Raw genomic sequence first — 18,665 nt, forward strand, 5'->3', positions numbered from 1 at the left:
GCTCAACGCTCGCGGTCAAGGATGGTATCGATCATGGTGGTCGTCGAAACGCCATCCTCGAATCCCAGTACCTTGACCTCGCCACCGTTGGCGATCACGGCTTCGCCGCCGGCGATCGATTCCGGCTGATAATCCCCCCCCTTGACCAGGAGATCGGGCAACACCGCCTCGATCAGCCGCGCGGGGGTGTCTTCACCGAATGCGACGACCCAGTCCACCGCTGCCAACCCGGCCAGCACCTGGGCGCGCCGGGCCAGGGTATTGATCGGGCGCTTGGGGCCCTTGAGCCGCGCGACCGACGCATCGTCGTTGACGGCGACGATCAACCGGTCGCCAAGGCGCCGCGCCTGCTCCAGATAGGCCACGTGGCCGGCATGCAGGATATCGAAGCAGCCATTGGTCATGACGACCGTCTCGCCGCGCGCCTGGGCGGCCCGCACCGAATCGACCAACGCCCGTTCGGCGATCACGCCGTACTCCGCGAGCTTGTCGCCGTGGAGCGCCGTATAAAGCTCGGCTACCGACAGCACCGCCGTTCCCGGCTTTGCGACCACCAGTCCGGCGGCCAGGTTGGCGAGCATCACCGCTTCGCCGAAGCCGTGACCGGCCGCCAGCGCCAGCCCGAGCACGCCGATCACCGTGTCGCCAGCCCCGGTGACATCAAACACCTCTCGGGCATGGGTCGGCAGATGCAGCGGCGCATAGCCTTCGCGAATCAGCGTCATGCCGCGCTCGCTGCGCGTCACCAGCAGTGCCTCCAGGCCCAGCTCGGCGCGTAGTTGCTCGCCCTTCGCCGCCAGCGTCTCGTCATCGGGACAGGGACCGACGACTGCCTCGAATTCGCTCAGGTTGGGCGTGATCAGGCTGGCGCCGCGATAGCGCCGGAAATCGCTGCCCTTGGGATCGACCAGCACGCGCTTGCCGGCCTGTCTCGCGGCGGCAATCAGCGCCTCGACCCGACTGAGCGAGCCCTTACCGTAGTCGGAGAGAATCACCACGTCGGCCTCGGCCAGTGCCTTCTCCACCTGCGCGGCCAGCGGCGTGGTATCGATCCCCCATAGCGGCGACTCAAAATCGAGCCGGATCAGTTGCTGATTGCGACTCATCACTCGCAGCTTGGTAATCGTCGGCACTTCCGCGCTACGCTGAAAGTAAGCACTCACATTGGCCGCTTCCAGCGCCTGCTCCAGCCGGTCGGCGTTGTCATCGTCACCGACGACGCCGGCCAGGCTCGCCTGGCCCCCCAAGGAGGCGATGTTAAGCGCCACGTTGGCCGCCCCGCCCGGCCGGTCATCGGCATCCTCGACCTTGACCACCGGCACCGGCGCCTCCGGCGAGATGCGCGACGTGCCGCCGTGCCAGTAGCGGTCCAGCATGACATCGCCCACGACCAGTAGGCGGGCATGCTCGAGCTGGGAAAGATCAACCTTCATCGGCGGGCTCCGTTTCGGGATCGATGGTCACGGTCGCGGCCAGCAGGCGATCCAGATGGACAACGACATCGTCGAGTGTAATCAGTGACATGGCATCGGCATGACGCACTCGCGTGCCCCAGGTGATCTGGTCCAGAGGCTTCTGCAGGTAGCGCGCGACGGCATCGGGATAGCGATTGACCACATACTCGCGCCAGCAGTAGGGCGCGGCACGATCCGGGTTGGTCGTGGCATAGAGGCCGAGCGTGGGCGTTCGCAGCGCGTTGGCCATGTGTACCGGCCCGGAGTCGGGGGCGATCACCGCCCGGGCATTGTCGAGTAGCGCCAGCAGACCTTTCAGCGACGTGCGACCGATCGCATCGATGATCTCGACACCCGGGCAGAGCCGACGAATCTGCGCACCCATCTCGCGCTCCTGGGCGCTGCCGCCGCCGCTCAGGACAGTACGCAACCCGTGCTGCGCCCAGGCATGCTCGATCACCGCAGCGTAACCTTCCGCCGACCAGTTGCGGAAATTGCGCAGGCGCGGATTGGCGCAGGGGCTGATGACCAGATACGGCTGGCCTCCGGTCAACTCACGGGCTTCCGCATAGGCCGCCTCCGGTACCGGCAACGACCACTCGAGCGGCGCAGGCTCGACACCCAGTAGATGGGCAAAATCCATGAACGACTCGAGCACATGCGCCTGCGGATGGGGAGCGAGCTGACGCTGGGTGAACCAGTGCTGCCAGTCCTTGGCGCGCGCCTTGTCGTAACCGATACGCAGATCGCACTTCAGCCCGAGCGACAATACGCTCGCGCGCAGCGCCTGCTGCATATGCAGGAGCACGTCGAAGCGCGTGTCGGCAAACCGCCGCCACAGTTCGCGCATGCCCTTGAGCCCGGTGGCCTTGTCGTAGACCTCCAGTTCGACACCGGAGAGCCCCTCGAGCAGCGCGGCCTCCGCCTTTCCGACAATCCAGGTAATGCGCGCCTCCGGCCACTGGCGCTGCAGCGCGCGCACGGTCGGCACCAGATTGCAGACATCGCCCAGCGCGGAAAGGCGCAGGATGGCGATGTGTCGGGGGCGCTCGGGCAGTGAATGCTTCATGGGCGGAACTGATTTCCCATCGGTAAAAGCGACATTCTACCGAAATGCGCTCGAATTCGCGTCCTTGTTGACATCGCGATATCCACCCCCCGGGGTGGCTGATAAGGTTCTGCAGAAATCAGCGTTTGTCGGTGTCCAGACGCCATTGCCATTGCCATCGCCACGGCTAGATATCTCGCATGCACCGGCACTCTTGCATTTAACAACGGCTGTCACGGCAACCTTATCAACAAACGGCTGGCTGCCGAAAACGTTTCGCCATGCAAGCGGTTGTTTAGGCGTTACTACCACTAATAAAAAGTCTAAAAACACCTGGGCCGGCCCCATTCCCCTGGGTATACCTACTGAAAAACCGTGCCGCATCATTCTAAGAATGGCGTTTCCGGATATAAAAACAACGACTAGGCCTTATTGACAAGCATCTGCATTCGCCCTCGAAGTATAAAAATCGACTCAAGCTTTAGCACCCACTACCCGCTGACTGAATTCCGTTATCGACCCGTCCAAAAGTTCAAGAAACCAACATGAAAACTCGCTGCATTTTTGTCGAAAAACCAAAAATTATACACGCAGTCCATTTAAAAACATCGTTGCAGTCATGGCAGTAATATTGACATGCCATACGCCGCCCCCAATTAAAAAATCTTCAAATTTACATTGAACTCGAGATAGAACCAGGCGGTTACGGGGAGATTCCAGTCGAGCGCGGCATCGCGACTTTCGGTTATTGGAGGCGATGAGCACAATCGCTCACTCACCCAACAAAATTCAACCACACACCGAGCCAAACCGATTTCGACAGCATAAGCAATCATTCAAAAGTGATCGGTAAACCCTTTTCTCTCGCTGGCACTTGTCATGTCGTTGACTATCAGTAGGTGGTTAGCATTCGACCAGCATCAACCTGCATCTTGTGACATAATTAAATTATCTTATAAGGGCTGAACAATACGCAGGAGGTCATGGCATGACGCACACCGAAAAACAGGCCCGTGAAGCGCCCCATATTGCGCATCTCGTAAGTCTGAGGAACCTAGGCGGTGTCGAGCGTTTCTTTACGCGTTTTTTTGACCACTATGGCCGAAATCAACCAAGTGATGTGTTGCTTCAGACCAATGGCGTACACCCCTACCTCCAGGCATACCTTCAAGGATTGGACTCGCATATTCATAGCATCAAGGGCCCCGACGGGCTCAAGCTGCCAGCCTTCGCCGGTATGCGTAGCTATTACCAGCATCGATTGTTGCGAACCCTATCCCCTGAAGCCCTGCTGGTCTGGAACAAGATTTCCAAACATCCATTGGCGTTGCCGAAGCATCTACCGATCTATCATTTCGAACGTGGCAGTGCTTGGCTGGCAAACGATCATCCATCCCTACGCCGCTACATCGCCCGTCTTTCAGGCGTGCTGGGTATCTCACGTGCCGCACATAGAATTTTACAGATCAAGTGGGGAGTCGACCCTCAACTGCCCTCTCTAACCTTGAATAACGCCATTGAGCTTCCCACTCTGGCATCCGAACATCCCGCAGGCCGCTTTCGAATTGGCTTCGCAGGCCGCCTGACCGGGCTAAAGGCCCCTATAATTGCGTTGGAAACCCTCCGTGCTCTGTTACCTCGCTTTCCCGATGCCGAGCTCTGGGTTGCGGGACAGGGTCCGATCGAGCCCATCATGCGACAATGGACTCAGCGCTGGAAACTTCAGGATAGGGTGAAATTCTGCGGCGCCGTCGAGGATATGTCGGGATTCTATTCTCAGCTGGATGCTTTCTTATGTCCTTCATGGCGTGAGCCCTTCGGGAACGTCGTGCAGGAAGCCGTCGCCCATGGACTACCAACGATTGTCGGCAACGTCGACGGGTTGCCTGAATCCATACTCGATGCCCGGAATGGCGCCATTCTGGAGCCAACGCGTGCGCGCGATGCATTACGTCAATATGGCGAGGCCTGTTTGTCAGGCCCCAAAGAAGTGTACTCGCCTAATCAGGATGATCTCGTGGAAGCGAGAATCCTGGATCCCGAAGCCATCGCGACGTCGCTACTACCTTGGGCAGAGAATCCGCGGCAGCGACAAAAAATCGCCGAGCGCGCCCGCGCGCAGGTCGCTCGGGACTACACACTTGAACGCTACGTCGAAACGCTGCAGAACTTCTTTACGCAACAGCTCCGCTAGCCATCATGTCGAGGACATCAGCGACTTGAAAGACTGTTTCAGCTTCTCTGTCTGGCGCCGGTAGGAGTAGTCCGTCACCCGGGTCGAGAGGACAGTGCCCAGCGCTTCCAGGTCGACATTGTCGAGCAGGTGCTGGAGCCGCTCGGCCCAGCCTTCGCTATCTCCGCTGTCGAGAATCAAGTCATCGTGCTCGCCCTCGAGCAGTTCGGCGGCACCCACCGTGCGAGAAAGCAGAACCGGCGTGCCGCAGGCCATGGCTTCCAGCGCCACACGCCCGAACTCCTCGATATGAGCGGGCAGCACAAAGACGTCCAGGGCTCCATAGAGCGTCTCGACGTCACTGACGGTCGAGCGCCAGAGGAATCGGTCGCCGATACCAGCCTGCTCGGCCTGTTGCTGATAGGCCGTGGCATCGTCCTTGCCCACCACCAGAAAACGACAGCGGCCGGGGCAGCGAGCTTCGAGTGCGGCGGCCATCTGGACGAACCCGGCCACGTTGCGCTTGGGGAAGTTGCCGGAGGTGATCAATCCGATCAGCCGCGTTTCTTCGTCGGCACCGAACTCCCGGCGGCGTGCGGTTCGGTCAGCCTGCGCTCTGGCCACATTGAAAGTGTCGGGATCGTAGCCCGGGTAACTGATCTCGATCTTGGCTTCGTCGATACCGTAACGATCGCGGAAATCCTCGGCCATCAGTCGAGAGTTGACCGCGACCTTCCGAAACTTGCCGCCACTCAACACATGATCGTGAATGGCGGCGACTTCCGAGAGTCGCGATGCGGTATCACCATGGATGAGCTGCGCGGCCAGGTGAACACAGTTGTGCATGTAGACCGTATCCGGCGTCTCGACGTCACCGTGGCTGACCAGCAGCGCCGTGCCATGGCGTCGACACCAGGCCTGCACGCGTCGATTGAACCAGAACCGGCGAAAGGGTCCTTTGAACGGCCAACGCTTCAGACGCACGAGCTCAGCGCCGAAGTGTGTCGCTAGCTCCCGTCGGCCACGCTCGGCGAGAATCACCACCCGGTAACCGAGCGCTTTCAGCGCCACCGCCTGCTCGAACGCGTTGCGGCTGGCCCCGGTGCTTTTCTCGACCTGGCGAATGGCGATCACGGCCAGGGGCGCTTGGGAATCAGAGGACACGGTGGCTTCCTTGCTGTTGATGAATCGGCGCACTGCTGCCGGGAATAGGCGCGAGAGAGACGGGACGCGTACAATGCCCGGCGGCCGTTGGCGGCCCGCGACCACGACTCACCGCACGGGTATTCTCATGTCACTGGCGACCTATCACCGTCGAGGCACGCATATCTTATACGATAGCGCCCGTCTCGCTCAGCCCGATTCGCCCCTCCTGCCGGCACCGGGCTCCGACTGGCTCGATCCACAAGCCTGGGTGGCCAAGGGCTTGGTGACAGGCTCCGCGCCGGGGCGCGGCGCGAGCCAATTTCTCGCCGTCGGCGATGAAGAGTGGGTGCTGCGTCCCTATCGACGTGGCGGGCTCGCGGCCCGCATCAGCCAGGCCGACTACCTCTGGCTCGGTCTGGAGCGGACAAGAGCATTTCGCGAATGGCGACTGACGCAGACGCTGTTTTTGCAGGATCTGCCCGTCCCCGCGCCCGTCGCGGCAATCGTCGTTCACACCGGGCCGTCCTATCAAGCAGGACTGATGACCGCACGCCTACCTCGGACCGACGCCCTGGCGGAACGCTTGCCGACGGCGTCGCCGGACCTGCTCCGCCGTGTCGGCGCCACCATTCGCCAATTCCATGACGCCGGACTCGATCACGTCGATCTCAATGCCCGCAACCTGCTGGTTTCAGACACCGATAAGGTTTGGCTGATAGATTTCGACCGCTGTCGCCTGCGCCCCCCCGGCGCCTGGAGACAGCGCAACCTGGCGAGGCTCAAGCGCTCGCTGGAGCGGTTCCATCCCGCCGGTGCGGCGTCTTCTCACGCCCTGATTCTACAAGGCTACGACCAGGTTCCCGCCGGCTGTTCATCCTGAGGTTCTCTCGTTCATGCAAGACTCGCTGAGGCGCCGCTGGCGCGCCACACTGACCTTTGCGCTTCTGCAGCTCCCGCTGGTCTGGTTGATCGCCCTCCGCTACGTTCCCTACCTGGAAGTGCCCCACGATGCCATGGGCATTACCTATCTGATACTGACCTGGGCCGGTCACTTCGGCATGCTGGTCCTGCTCGGCTGGCTACCCTTGGTCATACTGGCGGCACTCTTGAAGGCCCGGTGGCTGTGGCTACCCAGCGCGCTGCTCGCGTCACTCAGCCTTTGCATACTGCTGCTCGACACCGTGGTCTACGCGCAGTACCGCTTCCATGTGAACTACTTCATGATCTCGCTGTTCCTGAATGACAAGAACGGCGAGATCTTCAGCTTCACGACCTCCACCTGGCTTGTGGTCGCCGCCTCCGTCGCACTGGCGCTGCTCTTCGAGGGCTGGCTGGCTCGACGGCTGATCGTCGGCGGCCGGGGCCAACGCCTGCCAGCGGGCAAAAGCTGTGCCGTCCTCCTTCTGATGCTGATCGGCAGCCATGTGCTGCACATCGTCGCCGATGCCCGCTACGTACGCAGCGTGACCCAGCAGGTTGGCATCTATCCGCTATTGTTTCCGGCGACCGCAAAGGATGTCATGGAGAAATATGGCTGGCTCGACCCCCGCGCCGCGCGCGCCGCGCGAGCCGATATCGAGGCGAAACCAGCTGAGAGCCTTGACTGGCCCAAACATCCGTTGACCTGCCAAGCCGAGACCCCACCCAACGTGCTGGTGGTACTGATCGACTCCTGGCGTGCCGACGAATATGGGCCGAAGAACACGCCGAACCTCTATGCCGCGCTTCATGAAGAGGGGCGTCGCTACCGCGATCACTACAGTGGCGGCAACGCCACGCGCAACGGCACCATGAGCCTGTTCTACGGCCTCACCGGCAACTACTACGCCCACCTGGACAACACCCAGACGCCGCCGCTGCTGATTACCCAGCTGCAGCAGCAGGGTTACTCGCTTGGCATTTTCTCGTCGGCCAGTCTCAACGGCGTCGGCTTTGATCGCACCATTTTCTCCTCCGTCAGTCCGCTGCGTCTGCGTACCGAAGGCGATTCACCGGCCACCCGCGACCATCGCATGACCGAAGACTGGCTCGCCTGGCAAACGCAGCAGGAGCAGCAGGACGAGTCCCCGTGGTTCGGCATGCTGTTCTACGATGCCCCACACGGCTACGACGTGCCCGAGGACGCTGCGCAGCCGTATCAGCCCTCAACCGACGGCATCGACTATCTGGATCTCGGGCCCGAGACCGATCCGACGCCCTACCGCAATCGTCACCGCAATGCCGTGCACTACGACGATGCCGAGCTTGGCCGGGTCATCGATGACCTGAAGTCGAAGGGTGAGTGGGAAGATACGCTGCTGGTCGTCACCGCCGATCACGGCCAGTCTTTCAACGACTTCGGCAAGAACTACTGGGGCCACAACAGCAACTTCGCCGCCCCCCAGACTCACGTGCCGATGGTCGTCCGTGGACCGGGCGTGCCCGCCGGCGATATCGAGGGCACCACCAGTCATCTCGATGTGGCACCGATGCTGATGCGCCACGCGCTCGGCTGCACCAATCCGCTTTCGGACTACGCGCAGGGCCAAGACCTGCTTGACCCGGACATCGATCACCCTTGGGTTCAAGCCAGTAGCTACATCGATTACGGCATCATCGAGCCGGATCGCATCACGGTCGTGGATGGCACTGGCCAGTACGAATTTCTCGACCGCCAGCTCGATCCCATTCAGGGCGGCGATTTTTCGCCGGCGGTGTTCGAGGCCGTTCAATGGATGCGCCGGTTCTATCGCTAGGCGACAGCCGGCTACAATGGGGCAGTGTCATGGGCGTCGCGGGTTCCGCGGCGCCCATGGCGTATTGCGACCTCTTGTACGCTTACCCATTGACGATTTCAGGACCGAGCCATGGCGAATATCACCGGCGTCGTGATCACGCTCAACGAAGCGGACAATATCGAAGCCTGTCTGGCCTCGCTCGCGCGCGTCTGCGACGAGCTGATCGTGGTCGATTCCGGCTCGCATGACGACACCGTCGCCCGAGCCGAAGCGGCGGGCGCCCGCGTGATCCACCAGCCCTATCTTGGCGACGGCCCACAGAAAAACGTCGGCCCCCGGGCGGCCAGCCACCGCTGGGTGCTATCGCTAGACGCCGACGAACGCCTGACCGATGCGGCCGTGGACACCATTCAGGCGCTCGAACTCGAGACCGCGCAGCCGGAAGCCTATGCGCTGCGCCGACGCAACTTCATCGGCAGCCGTTGGGTGCGCCGCTGCGGCTGGTATCCGGACTACTGCCTGCGGCTGTTCGATCGCGAACGTACGGGGTTCTCGGAGAGCCGCCAGCACGCCTCGGTGCAGGCCGCTCGCCCACAACGGCTGGACGCGGATCTGGAGCACTACTCCTTCGCCAGTCTGGGCGAGCTTTTCGGCAAGGCCAGCGGGCGCTTTTCCAACCGCGCGGCGAAGATCATGTATCTCAAGGGCAAGCGTGCCAACGCCTGGTCTCCCGCGCTGCACGGCGCCAATGCGTTCATGCGCAAGTATGTGTTTCAGGGCGGCTGCCTGGCGGGACAGGATGGCCTGTCGGTGGCTTTGTCGGCCGGCATCAATGCCTACCTCAAGTACGCCAAGCTGCTGGAGTTCCAGCGCGACGCCCGCGTGCGCGAGGCGGAAGATTTCGACAGGGTGTGGTGACGGCGATGATTAATGAGCGCGCTCCCCGAAGGCCGCTGCACGTTCGACACGTCAATCTGGCGCGCGGCTTTCGCGGTGGCGAACGCCAGACCCTGCTGCTGATCGAGGCCCTGGCCGCGCTCGAGGGTGACGCCGTTCGACAGAGCCTGGTGTGCCGACGCGATTCGCCGATGCGGGCACGGCTAGCGGCGGGCAACATCACGTTCATCGATGCGGACCACGCGCTCGCCGGGCACGTTGGCACGCCGCGGGCCGATATCGTTCACGCCCACGAGGCCAAGGCGGTGCACTGGGCCTGGCTCGAGCAGCGCCTGCGCGGCACGCCCTACCTGCTGACACGGCGCGTGCCACAGCCGGTCAAGGATAAGCCATTCAATCGGCTGACCTATCGCGGCGCGGCCTGCGCGGTCGCGATCTCGTCGGTGATCGAACGCCATCTGCGCGAGCGCGACTGGTGCCCGGTGGTGCGCATTCCCAGCGTGCTCTCCGGCCAGCCAGCCGACCCCGCCCGTATCGCGGGATTGCGCGAGCGCTTCGCCGGGCGCCGCGTGATCGGCCATATCGGGGCGCTGGTCGACCGCCACAAAGGCCAGCGCGTACTGCTGGAAGCCGCCCGCCAGCTAGGTCCACGCTATCCGGACGCCGTGTTCCTGCTGCTGGGTGAAGGCGAGGATGCCGAAATGCTGAAGGCGGAAAGCGCTGACCTCGATAACGTGATCTGGGAAGGCTTCCAGTCCCATGTCGGCGACTATCTCGAGATCATGACGCTCTTTGCCTTCCCCTCCCGCAACGAGGGGCTCGGTTCGACGCTACTCGACGCCATGGATCATGGCGTGCCGATCGTCGCGAGCGATGTCGATGGCATTCCCGACCTGATCGAACACGATATCAGCGGCCTGCTGGTCCCGCCGGGCGACGCAACGGCCCTCGCACGCGAACTGGCCGCGCTGCTGGATGATCCCGACTGTGCAGCCAGGCTCGCCGCCGGCGCGCGCCAGCGGCTGGCCGACTTCACGCCGGCGGCGATGGCCACGGCCTATCGCGCACGCTACCGCGACATACTCGGTTCTCGGGAGACGCCTGGCGATCGCTAAGCCGAAAGACAGCGTTCAGCCACGCGAACAGGGTACGCGGACGCCATGATCGTGGCATCATGGCGCCCGGGCGTCGCCGCGGCGGCAATCAGCAAGACAAGCGGAGCAGTGCCATGAGCAAGATTCGAGTCGGCGTCGTCTGCGGCGGCAAGTCGGCGGAGCATGAAGTGTCGTTGCAGTCTGCCAGGAATATCGTCGATGCGCTGGACCGCGACCGGTTCGACGTTGTCGTCATCGGCATCGACAAGCAAGGCCACTGGCATATCAACAACGCCGACAATTTTCTCGTTAATGCCGACGACCCAAGCCGGATCGCCCTCAATCCATCGCCGGGCGAGCTGGCGCTGGTACCGGGAAGGATACATGAGCCACTGATCGCGACCGACGCCGCGGCGACCTCGCTGGGCCATCTGGATGTCATCTTCCCTATTGTCCACGGCACGCTGGGCGAAGACGGCTCGTTGCAAGGCCTGCTGCGCATGGCCAACCTCCCCTTCGTCGGTTCCGGCGTGCTCGGGTCGGCCGCCGGCATGGACAAGGATGTTGCCAAACGCCTGCTGCGTGATGCCGGCATCCCGATTGCCCCCTTCGTCACGCTGACGCGCCGAACCGCGCGTGAGGCGGATGCCGAGGCATTGCTGGCCGAGCTGGGCTCGCCGCTGTTCGTCAAACCGGCCAATCAGGGTTCCTCCGTCGGCGTCAGCCGCGCCGATGATGCCATATCGCTGCGTGAGGCGATCGACCTGGCACTGGCGTTCGACCACAAGGTGCTGATCGAGTCCGCCGTCGACGGGCGAGAGATCGAGTGCGCCGTGCTCGGCAACGACGAACCGCAAGCCAGCGGCTGCGGAGAAATCGTGGTCGAACAGGGGTTCTACTCCTACGATACCAAATACATCGATGACGATGCCGCGACCGTGGCCGTGCCCGCCGCGATCGACGAGGACGCCAGCGAACGGATTCGTCAGCTGGCGATTCGTACCTTCCAGGTGCTCGAGTGCGCCGGGCTGGCACGAGTCGACGTCTTTCTCACCGCCACCGGAGAGATCGTGGTCAACGAGATCAACACCCTGCCGGGCTTCACCCGCATCAGCATGTATCCCAAACTGTGGCAAGCCAGCGGGCTCGGCTATTCGGCACTGGTCACACGCCTGATCGAGCTGGCCCTGGAACGCCATGCCGCGGATACGACACTACGCAGCTCGCGCTGACCTCGACCGACACGCAGAACCTGTTTGTCATCTGCGTGTCTTGTCTGCGTCATGCTAGAGTCATGATTCATCATGCGATGCCCGGAATCGGCATCGACGGAAACCGACGTTCACGGAACGAAGCACGTCATGACCATCTCCCGTAATACCCGACGTTGGTGTGCGCTCACCTACATCGGCCTCTGCATCGGCTACGCCATCATGGTGATCTGGGTATTGCCCTGGTGGACGCCGTTGCTCGTCGGCGCGCTCTGGCTAGCCCTGAGCTATCGCTTCCAGTGGGGGCATGCGAATCAGCGGGCTGCCCGCCGCAAAGCCTGGCCCTGGTCGCTGCTGCCGCTGATGCTGTGGTGGGTCTATATCTATCTTGACGACAGCTTCGGCCAGCTCGATCTCGGCGCGGTGATCTTCCATCTGCAGGCCGGCATCGAGGAGAACGGTAGCACCGACCGTCAGATTGCCGGTGTTCTCTACACCCTGGCGGCTATCGCCATGCTGGTGGCCGTGACCTGGCTGGTGCGCGCGGATCACCGCTGGCGCCTGTGGGAACGTGTCCTGAGCCTGTTCCTGCTGGCACTCAATCCGCTGCTTTTCGGGTTGTCGCTGCGCGGCGCCTCCGCCATCGACGACGACGAATCCTGGCTCAATGATCACTACCATCCACCGCAGATCGCCGAGGCGCCAGCGCGGCCGCCCAACCTGATCTATCTCTACATGGAAAGCACCGAGCGGACCTACAGCGACACCCAACGCTTCGGCGATGTCTACGAGGATCTCGAGCAGCTGGGCGAACGAGGCGTGGTATTCAAGGGCGTCCAACAGCTCGACAACACCGGCTGGACCATGGCCGGCATGGTCGCCAGCCAGTGCGGCGTGCCACTGATGCCGGCCGGCCTGATGCACGACAACCAGTTCGAACCGCTGTCCGATGTGCTGCCGGGGGTCAACTGTCTGGGCGATCTGCTGCATGAGCGGGGCTATGACTTGGCCTACATGGGCGGCGCCAGCACCAAGTTTGCCGGTAAGTCGAAGTTCTACAACGGCCATGGCTTCGATACCGTGCTCGGCCGCGATGAACTGGAGGATCAGGCCCCACCGGGCTATCTCAATGACTGGGGGCTCTACGACGATACGCTGCTGGATCTGGCCGAAACGCGCATTCGTCGGATGCACGACAGCGGTGAACCCTATGCCTTCTTTGGACTGACGCTGGCCGGGCACCCACCGTTCGGCAATCCATCGCGCGCCTGTATCGAGAATCAGGGACCATTCGACGGCACCGACATTCTCTACTCGGTCAAATGTACCGGCTGGCTGGTGAAGAACTTCATCGAGCGACTCGAGAACCAGGGCCTGCTCGACAACACGCTAGTCGTGGTCGCCAGTGATCATCTCTCGATGAAGAATTCGGCCTGGGAAGACCTGATCGCCGAAGAGCGCGAGAACACACTGATGATGCTGGGCAACGGTCTACGCCCGCGGGTGATCGAGCGCCCGGCAAGCATGGTCGATGTGCTGCCGACGGTACTGGAAGCGATGGGCTACGAGGTGCCGGCGCATCGTGCCGGGCTGGGTGTCTCGCTGCTCTCGAACTCGCCGACGCTGATCGAGGACTACTCCTTGGAGGAGATGAACCAGCGCATGCGCAGCGAGAACCGCCTGCAGGAGCGGCTCTGGAGCGGCGTCAACTGAGGTGTTGGTCTGGACTCGGGCCGGGGTGGTCGACATCACGTCCGCCTGCGTCCGGCACTTTCGGCGCCGGCCACGGCATATCACCGAGATCCTGGCTAGGGTCGCGCGGGCCGGGCTCGGTTTCCGGTAAACAGGCTTGCAGAGCCTCACCGAGGCGCGCGAGCGCCTCGTCTCCCCGCGTACCCTGAACGACGTCATCCCACCATTGGCGATGCACACCCCGCACCCGCACCGGAACGCTTGGCAAGCCCAGCCGCTGTGCCATCGCCAGACGGTGCAATCCCCGGTTGATCTTCAATAGCCGGCCCTCGCGCGTCACCGCCACCCCAAGGTCATCCTTGCCCAGCTCGGCGTTGAATCCCTCCCGCGCCATCGCATCGAGAAAACCCAGGTAGGTCTCGAGATAGGCAAGTATCTTCGCCTCCGAATCGAGCAGCAGCCCCTGCTGGTAGGAAGACCAGGGCTTGCCCGCGCGCAGGCGCGACTGTAGCTGGCGAAAGCGCTCGGTGCGCGAAAGGTCGTCGCGATGCTCATCGAGATCACTGATGAAACGATAGCGCGAACCACGACGCAGGTCGCCTCGGCTCTGGTCCCACTCGCCCTCCCACAGGAAGGTGGACGAATTGGGCTTCTTCCCGCCGTTGCCCTTGGCATTGAAGTCTCGGATCAGGGAGCGGGGATTCACGTGAAGCACCAGCGCCTCGCCCAGGCGTCGTTCAATGGAACGCCTCGGCAGTCCACGACGCTCGATCCAGGCAGCTCCAGGGCGATCCTTCATCCAACAGCGAAAGAAGCGTTCCTCGACAGGAATGCCAATTCCCCGCTGGAACGCCTCGCGCAAGCCGGTCTGGAACCGAGCACGCCGCACACCCCACTTCATTCGTGGGTCGAGAAGCTCACGGAATGCCGTATCTTCAGCCGGTAGACGCGGCGAGGAAGATGGCGGGGAAGGCGAGGCTCGTGACATGAACACCACATCTTGCGGCGGAGAAGCCGACGGTTAAAGAACAGCGTTCACAACAGAATACCACGATAGTAAGCACGCTATTAAGTTTTTCCGCCTGCCTTCACTGCGTCGGCAGGTCGAGGAACTGTTGCATGATCCGTGTATCCCGGAAGCGCTCGATCAGCTCAGGGTCCTGTTCCAGCGAGGGCGGTGATGCCAAACCTTCGCGAATCTTCATCGCCAGCCCGGTGACAGAGTTTTCGGCAATGAGCCTCGCCTGATCGTTGATCAGCACATTCCGCACGCCTCCAGGACAGTCCACCGCAACGCAGGGTGTCCCGCAGATCATGCTTTCCGCGAGCACGATACCGAATGCCTCGCTACGAGAGCTCAACACGAAGAGTCGAGCGTGCTTCATCCACGGATAAGGATTGGGACGGCTGCCGACAAAATGAATGCGCTCGCGAACACCGGATGCTTCCACCAGCGCTTCCAGACTCTCGCGCTTGGGCCCGTCACCGACAATGACCAGATCCTCGTCGATACCGGCTTCCAAATAGGCCTTGATCAGCCACGCCTGGCGTTTGACATCGGATAGCCGGGAGACATGCACGATGTAGGGCCTTGCGGGCAACTCAACCGTCTCGTCGGCTTGCCGGCGTATGGCATCGATATCGCAGGGGTTCATGATTGTCGCCCAGCGGCGGGGATGAATATCATGATGCCCCAGTTGCGCCTCCAGCTGGTGGCGAACGTTGGGCGTATTGCAAATCACCTGCTTGTCGGCATAGAGACAACGCAGATACAGCCCTTTTAGACGCCCGCCGAAGTCTCCCGGCCAGGAAACCGTGACCTGCCATAGCCGGGAGTCGCGCCAGGACCAGACCGTTTCGAATGCCCCTTGGCCCCGCATGATGACGCGATCAATCGGTCCATGCTCACGCTCCAGCCGAGCCACGAAGCGCTTCAGATAGGCGCCACCATAGAGTCCACGCCAGAGAAAACCGGAACCCGGCAACAGCGGTTTCAATAGGGCTCGTGTCGCCAGATCGTAAATCAGGCCTACCCCCGTACGTCGGAACGCCTTGTCGAAATCGATCCGGTGAACGATAACGCCGGGATCGGGAGACAGCTCGTTTCCTCCCTTGAGCACCAGGACATGCACCTCATGGCCTTCTCTGGCCAGCACATTGGCCAGATTGACGGTGACACGCTCGATCCCGCCAATGCTCAACTTGCGTACGACCAGTAGAACTCTCTGGGTCACAGTAGGTTCTTCCATCTTCAGTGAATCAAGGAGCCGGCGCCTGACTCACAGACACCGAAGATTCGAATATCAACGGCTTGAGTTCCGGGAAATACTCAAGACAGTTGGCAAACTGTCTGTCATTGCCTCCCCGCTTGATGTTGTCTTCATGCAATGCCGATTCCCCGGCTACCGGGGTCGGCAGAAAATCGACATTCTTGGCATTGATTCTGACACAGCGCGTGCCCGCTTTCAGCGACGCCATCTTGAACCAAATATCGTCCGCGTTCGGCGCCAGTTTACGGAACGCTTCCGTGTCGAAGACAACAGGATCAAGCACGCCCGGCGGATACAGCACGCCACCGCTACCAGTTGGCATGAGCGCCAGGTTCGGCGATGTCGCCCGCGAGTCCTTGCGGCTTTTCACGACCTGATAAGAGATCGTGCCGGAGCCCGGCGAGCTCTCGCATAACATGTGCCCGCGATGACAGATAATACTGCCAGGGTGGCGCCGACTGCCCTCGAGCAGTCGCCTCGCCCAGTCACGCGGGTACATCATGTCATCATCGGCAGTAATGATGGTGGCATCGGGATAACGCTTCAGCGCGTGGAGTAGCTTGTCATACGAGCGGTAATCCTCATCGCTGATCACGATCTCGACACCTCTACGCTGCAGCCGGTCCAGCGAGCTCGGCAACTCGCCGATCGTGTCTGCGTCCTTTCTGGAGAGGTAGAGATGGACATCAAAGGCATCGAGCGTCTGCTCGCACAGTGACTCGAGTGTCGCGTAGACCTGATCGATACGCGGCGGATGTGTCGTGAGAGAGAGGATCAATCGATTTCCACTACCCGGCACGCGCCGGCGGGAGCCTAGATTCTTGAGCCGATAATGAAGCAGGTAACACGCCGCCCTTAACTTTCGCTTCCGCTTCTTGGTCAATATTGCCATATCGGCTCTCGTGGTTGGCGCGAGGAACATGGCTCGCGTGCCAGCATCGCGCAGGCTGGCATTCGGCTTAAATGGCCTCGGCGAGGCTTTCGGGACGTATCTGCTTCAGACAGTTGCGGTGCCCCAGCGGGCAGTGACGCTCGAAACAGGGCGAACAGGAGAGCGCCAGATAGTGGATATCGGCATTGTCGGTCAGCGGCGGCGTGTAGGCCGGCGACGACGAGCCGTACAGCGCCTGGATCCGCGTGCCCACGGCGGCAGCCACGTGCATCAGACCGGAGTCGTTGGTCACGACCTGTTCACAAGCGGCCAGCAGATCGACCGCATCCGCCAGCTTCGTCTTGCCGCACAGGTTGTGCGCGTGTTCAAGCTCGGCGGTGATGGTACCGCCGGCCTCGGCATCCTTGGGACCGCCCATCACCCAGACGGCATACCCGCGCGCGATCAATGACTCGGCCAGTTCGCGGAAATACTCGAGCGGCCACTGCTTGGCCGGCCCATACTCCGCACCGGGCATCATGCCGATGGCCGGGCGATCGCCGAGCGCCAGCTCGGCACGTAGCGCGACCTGCCGCTCGCCGTCGACGCGCAGCCGCGGGTGGGGCGTCGGAAACTCGCCGCTCGTCGCCGCTCGTGCGTCCAGGCCAAGCGCGACGAACCGCTTGACGGTCTGATCGAGCACGCTCTTGTCGAGCCTGCGCCGCTCGTTAAGCAGCACGAAGCGCTGCTCGCCAGTGAAGCCGGTACGCCGCGGAATCCGCGCGAGAAACGGCACCAGCGCCGACTTCAGCGAACGTGGCAGCACGATGGCGTGATCGTATCGCCCTTTCAGCGAGCGGGCGACGGCACGGCGCGTCTGCCACCCGAACTCGCCATGTTTCACGTCGAGCGCGATCGCCTCGTCGACCTCCGGCATGCGCTCGAGAATCGGCAGCGACCAGCCCGGCGCGACCACCCCGAGGAAGGCACCGGGATGACGCGCCTTGAGGGTGATGAACAGACTCTGCGCCATGACCATGTCGCCCACCCAGGAAGGGCCGACGACCAGGATTCGCGGCGATGGCGAGGTGGTCTCGCGCATGGCGGCGGCGGCTTCAGCCATTCAGCCATTCCAGATAGGCCAGGACACCCTCGCGCACGGTCTTGAACTCCGCCGTGTAGCCGGCTTCGCGCAGGCGGCCGATATCGGCGCGCGTGTAGCTCTGATAGCGCCCCTTGAGCTCGTCGGGAAAGTCGATGTACTCGATGTCCCCTTTTCCGTAGAACTCGATCGCGGTCTCGGCGATCGCCTTGAACGGCTCGGCGCGACCGGTACCGAGGTTGTAGATGCCGGAAACGTCGGGGTTGTCGAGGAACCAGAGATTGACGTCGACGACATCGCCGACATAGACGAAGTCCCGGCTCTGCATGCCGGCTTCATAACCGTCCCAGGCGCCGAAAAGCTTGGGGTTCTCGCCGCGCTGCACCTGGGTGTGATGATGGTAGGCAACACTCGCCATCTTGCCCTTGTGCTGCTCGCGCGGCCCATAGACGTTGAAGTAACGAAAACCGACGACCTGGCTGTCGAAGGTGTCCCAGCGAGCCCGCACGTACTGATCGAACAGCAGCTTGGAATAGCCGTAGACGTTGAGCGGTTTCTCGTGCGCGGGATCCTCGACGAAGACCTCGCTGCCGCCGTAGGTGGCAGCGGAAGATGCATAAAGAAACGGGATGCGCTTGGCCTGGCAGTACTCGAGCAATACCTTGGAGTACTCGAAATTGTTCTCCAGCATGAAGCGGCCGTCCCACTCCGTGGTATCGGAGCAGGCCCCCTCATGGAAGATCGCCTCGATCGGCGGCAAACCGGCACCGATCTCGCCGCGCAGCGCGGCTTTCACGCGTGCCAGGAAATCATCCTTGTCGAGATAGTCTCCCAGGGTGCAGTCGGCCAGATTGACGAACTTGGTGCCATCGCTGAGATCGTCGACGACCATGACGTCCAGATGGCCGCGCGCGTTGAGTGCCTTGACCAGATTGGCCCCGATGAAGCCGGCGCCGCCGGTGACTACGATCATGTCGCTTTCCTCTTGTC

The 18,665-nt window shown here is 62.2% G+C and carries 15 protein-coding genes; 7 read left to right on the forward strand and 8 right to left on the reverse strand.

The genetic code is table 11. The features are described 5' to 3' along the window. Positions 1-2: 2 nt before the first annotated feature. Complete coding sequence (gene hldE, locus MC381_RS00620) at positions 3-1,433, reverse strand: bifunctional D-glycero-beta-D-manno-heptose-7-phosphate kinase/D-glycero-beta-D-manno-heptose 1-phosphate adenylyltransferase HldE (protein ID WP_251975781.1); 1,431 nt, start codon at positions 1,431-1,433, stop codon at positions 3-5. Then, positions 1,423-2,523 (reverse strand): glycosyltransferase family 9 protein, encoded by a 1,101-nt coding sequence (locus tag MC381_RS00625; protein WP_251975782.1) that lies wholly within the window; start codon positions 2,521-2,523, stop codon positions 1,423-1,425. Before MC381_RS00625 ends, hldE begins: the two co-directional genes overlap by 11 nt. Before the next feature lie 967 nt (positions 2,524-3,490). Between MC381_RS00625 and MC381_RS00630 the strand changes: the two genes are divergently transcribed. After that, positions 3,491-4,696: a glycosyltransferase family 4 protein gene (locus MC381_RS00630; RefSeq protein WP_251975783.1), complete on the forward strand. Its 1,206-nt coding sequence runs from the start codon at positions 3,491-3,493 to the stop codon at positions 4,694-4,696. A gap of 3 nt (positions 4,697-4,699) precedes the next feature. On the opposite strand, the gene MC381_RS00635 is transcribed toward MC381_RS00630, so the two are convergent. After that, positions 4,700-5,839, reverse strand: coding sequence for a glycosyltransferase family 4 protein (locus tag MC381_RS00635; protein WP_251975784.1), 1,140 nt, complete (start codon positions 5,837-5,839; stop codon positions 4,700-4,702). Positions 5,840-5,966: 127 nt separating this feature from the next. On the opposite strand from MC381_RS00635, the gene MC381_RS00640 reads away from it, so the two are divergent. From MC381_RS00640 to MC381_RS00665, 6 genes are all read left to right on the forward strand, one after another. After that, positions 5,967-6,701 (forward strand): 3-deoxy-D-manno-octulosonic acid kinase, encoded by a 735-nt coding sequence (locus MC381_RS00640; RefSeq protein WP_251975785.1) that lies wholly within the window; start codon positions 5,967-5,969, stop codon positions 6,699-6,701. A 13-nt stretch (positions 6,702-6,714) separates the two neighbouring features. Continuing rightward, positions 6,715-8,556, forward strand: coding sequence for a DUF3413 domain-containing protein (locus MC381_RS00645; RefSeq protein ID WP_251975786.1), 1,842 nt, complete (start codon positions 6,715-6,717; stop codon positions 8,554-8,556). Between the two features lie 111 nt (positions 8,557-8,667). Continuing rightward, the gene (locus MC381_RS00650; protein ID WP_251975787.1) at positions 8,668-9,456 is read left to right on the forward strand and encodes a glycosyltransferase family 2 protein; all 789 of its coding nucleotides are present in this window, start codon (positions 8,668-8,670) and stop codon (positions 9,454-9,456) included. 5 nt (positions 9,457-9,461) lie between these two features. Continuing rightward, positions 9,462-10,550, forward strand: coding sequence for a glycosyltransferase family 4 protein (locus MC381_RS00655; RefSeq protein WP_251975788.1), 1,089 nt, complete (start codon positions 9,462-9,464; stop codon positions 10,548-10,550). A 113-nt stretch (positions 10,551-10,663) separates the two neighbouring features. Beyond that, positions 10,664-11,761, forward strand: a complete 1,098-nt coding sequence (ddlA, locus tag MC381_RS00660; RefSeq protein WP_251975789.1) for a D-alanine--D-alanine ligase — start codon at positions 10,664-10,666, stop codon at positions 11,759-11,761. Between the two features lie 129 nt (positions 11,762-11,890). Beyond that, positions 11,891-13,453, forward strand: coding sequence for a sulfatase-like hydrolase/transferase (locus MC381_RS00665; protein WP_251975790.1), 1,563 nt, complete (start codon positions 11,891-11,893; stop codon positions 13,451-13,453). Here MC381_RS00665 and MC381_RS00670 read toward each other — a convergent pair. The 5 genes from MC381_RS00670 to rfaD form a co-directional block, all read right to left on the reverse strand. Next, positions 13,446-14,333 carry a hypothetical protein gene (locus tag MC381_RS00670; protein WP_251975791.1) on the reverse strand — a complete coding sequence of 296 codons (888 nt, stop codon included), beginning with the start codon at positions 14,331-14,333 and terminating at the stop codon, positions 13,446-13,448. The genes MC381_RS00665 and MC381_RS00670 overlap by 8 nt on opposite strands. A 187-nt stretch (positions 14,334-14,520) precedes the next feature. Next, a complete protein-coding gene (locus tag MC381_RS00675; protein WP_251975792.1) occupies positions 14,521-15,666 on the reverse strand; it encodes a glycosyltransferase in 1,146 nt (381 codons plus the stop codon). A gap of 25 nt (positions 15,667-15,691) precedes the next feature. Then, the gene (locus MC381_RS00680; RefSeq protein ID WP_251975793.1) at positions 15,692-16,594 is read right to left on the reverse strand and encodes a glycosyltransferase family A protein; all 903 of its coding nucleotides are present in this window, start codon (positions 16,592-16,594) and stop codon (positions 15,692-15,694) included. 67 nt (positions 16,595-16,661) lie between these two features. Then, the gene (gene waaF, locus MC381_RS00685; protein WP_251975794.1) at positions 16,662-17,696 is read right to left on the reverse strand and encodes a lipopolysaccharide heptosyltransferase II; all 1,035 of its coding nucleotides are present in this window, start codon (positions 17,694-17,696) and stop codon (positions 16,662-16,664) included. Further along, complete coding sequence (rfaD, locus tag MC381_RS00690; protein ID WP_251975795.1) at positions 17,689-18,648, reverse strand: ADP-glyceromanno-heptose 6-epimerase; 960 nt, start codon at positions 18,646-18,648, stop codon at positions 17,689-17,691. Before rfaD ends, waaF begins: the two co-directional genes overlap by 8 nt. Positions 18,649-18,665: the final 17 nt, after the last annotated feature.

Source organism: Salinicola avicenniae, from assembly GCF_023736115.1.
GTDB lineage: Bacteria > Pseudomonadota > Gammaproteobacteria > Pseudomonadales > Halomonadaceae > Salinicola > Salinicola avicenniae.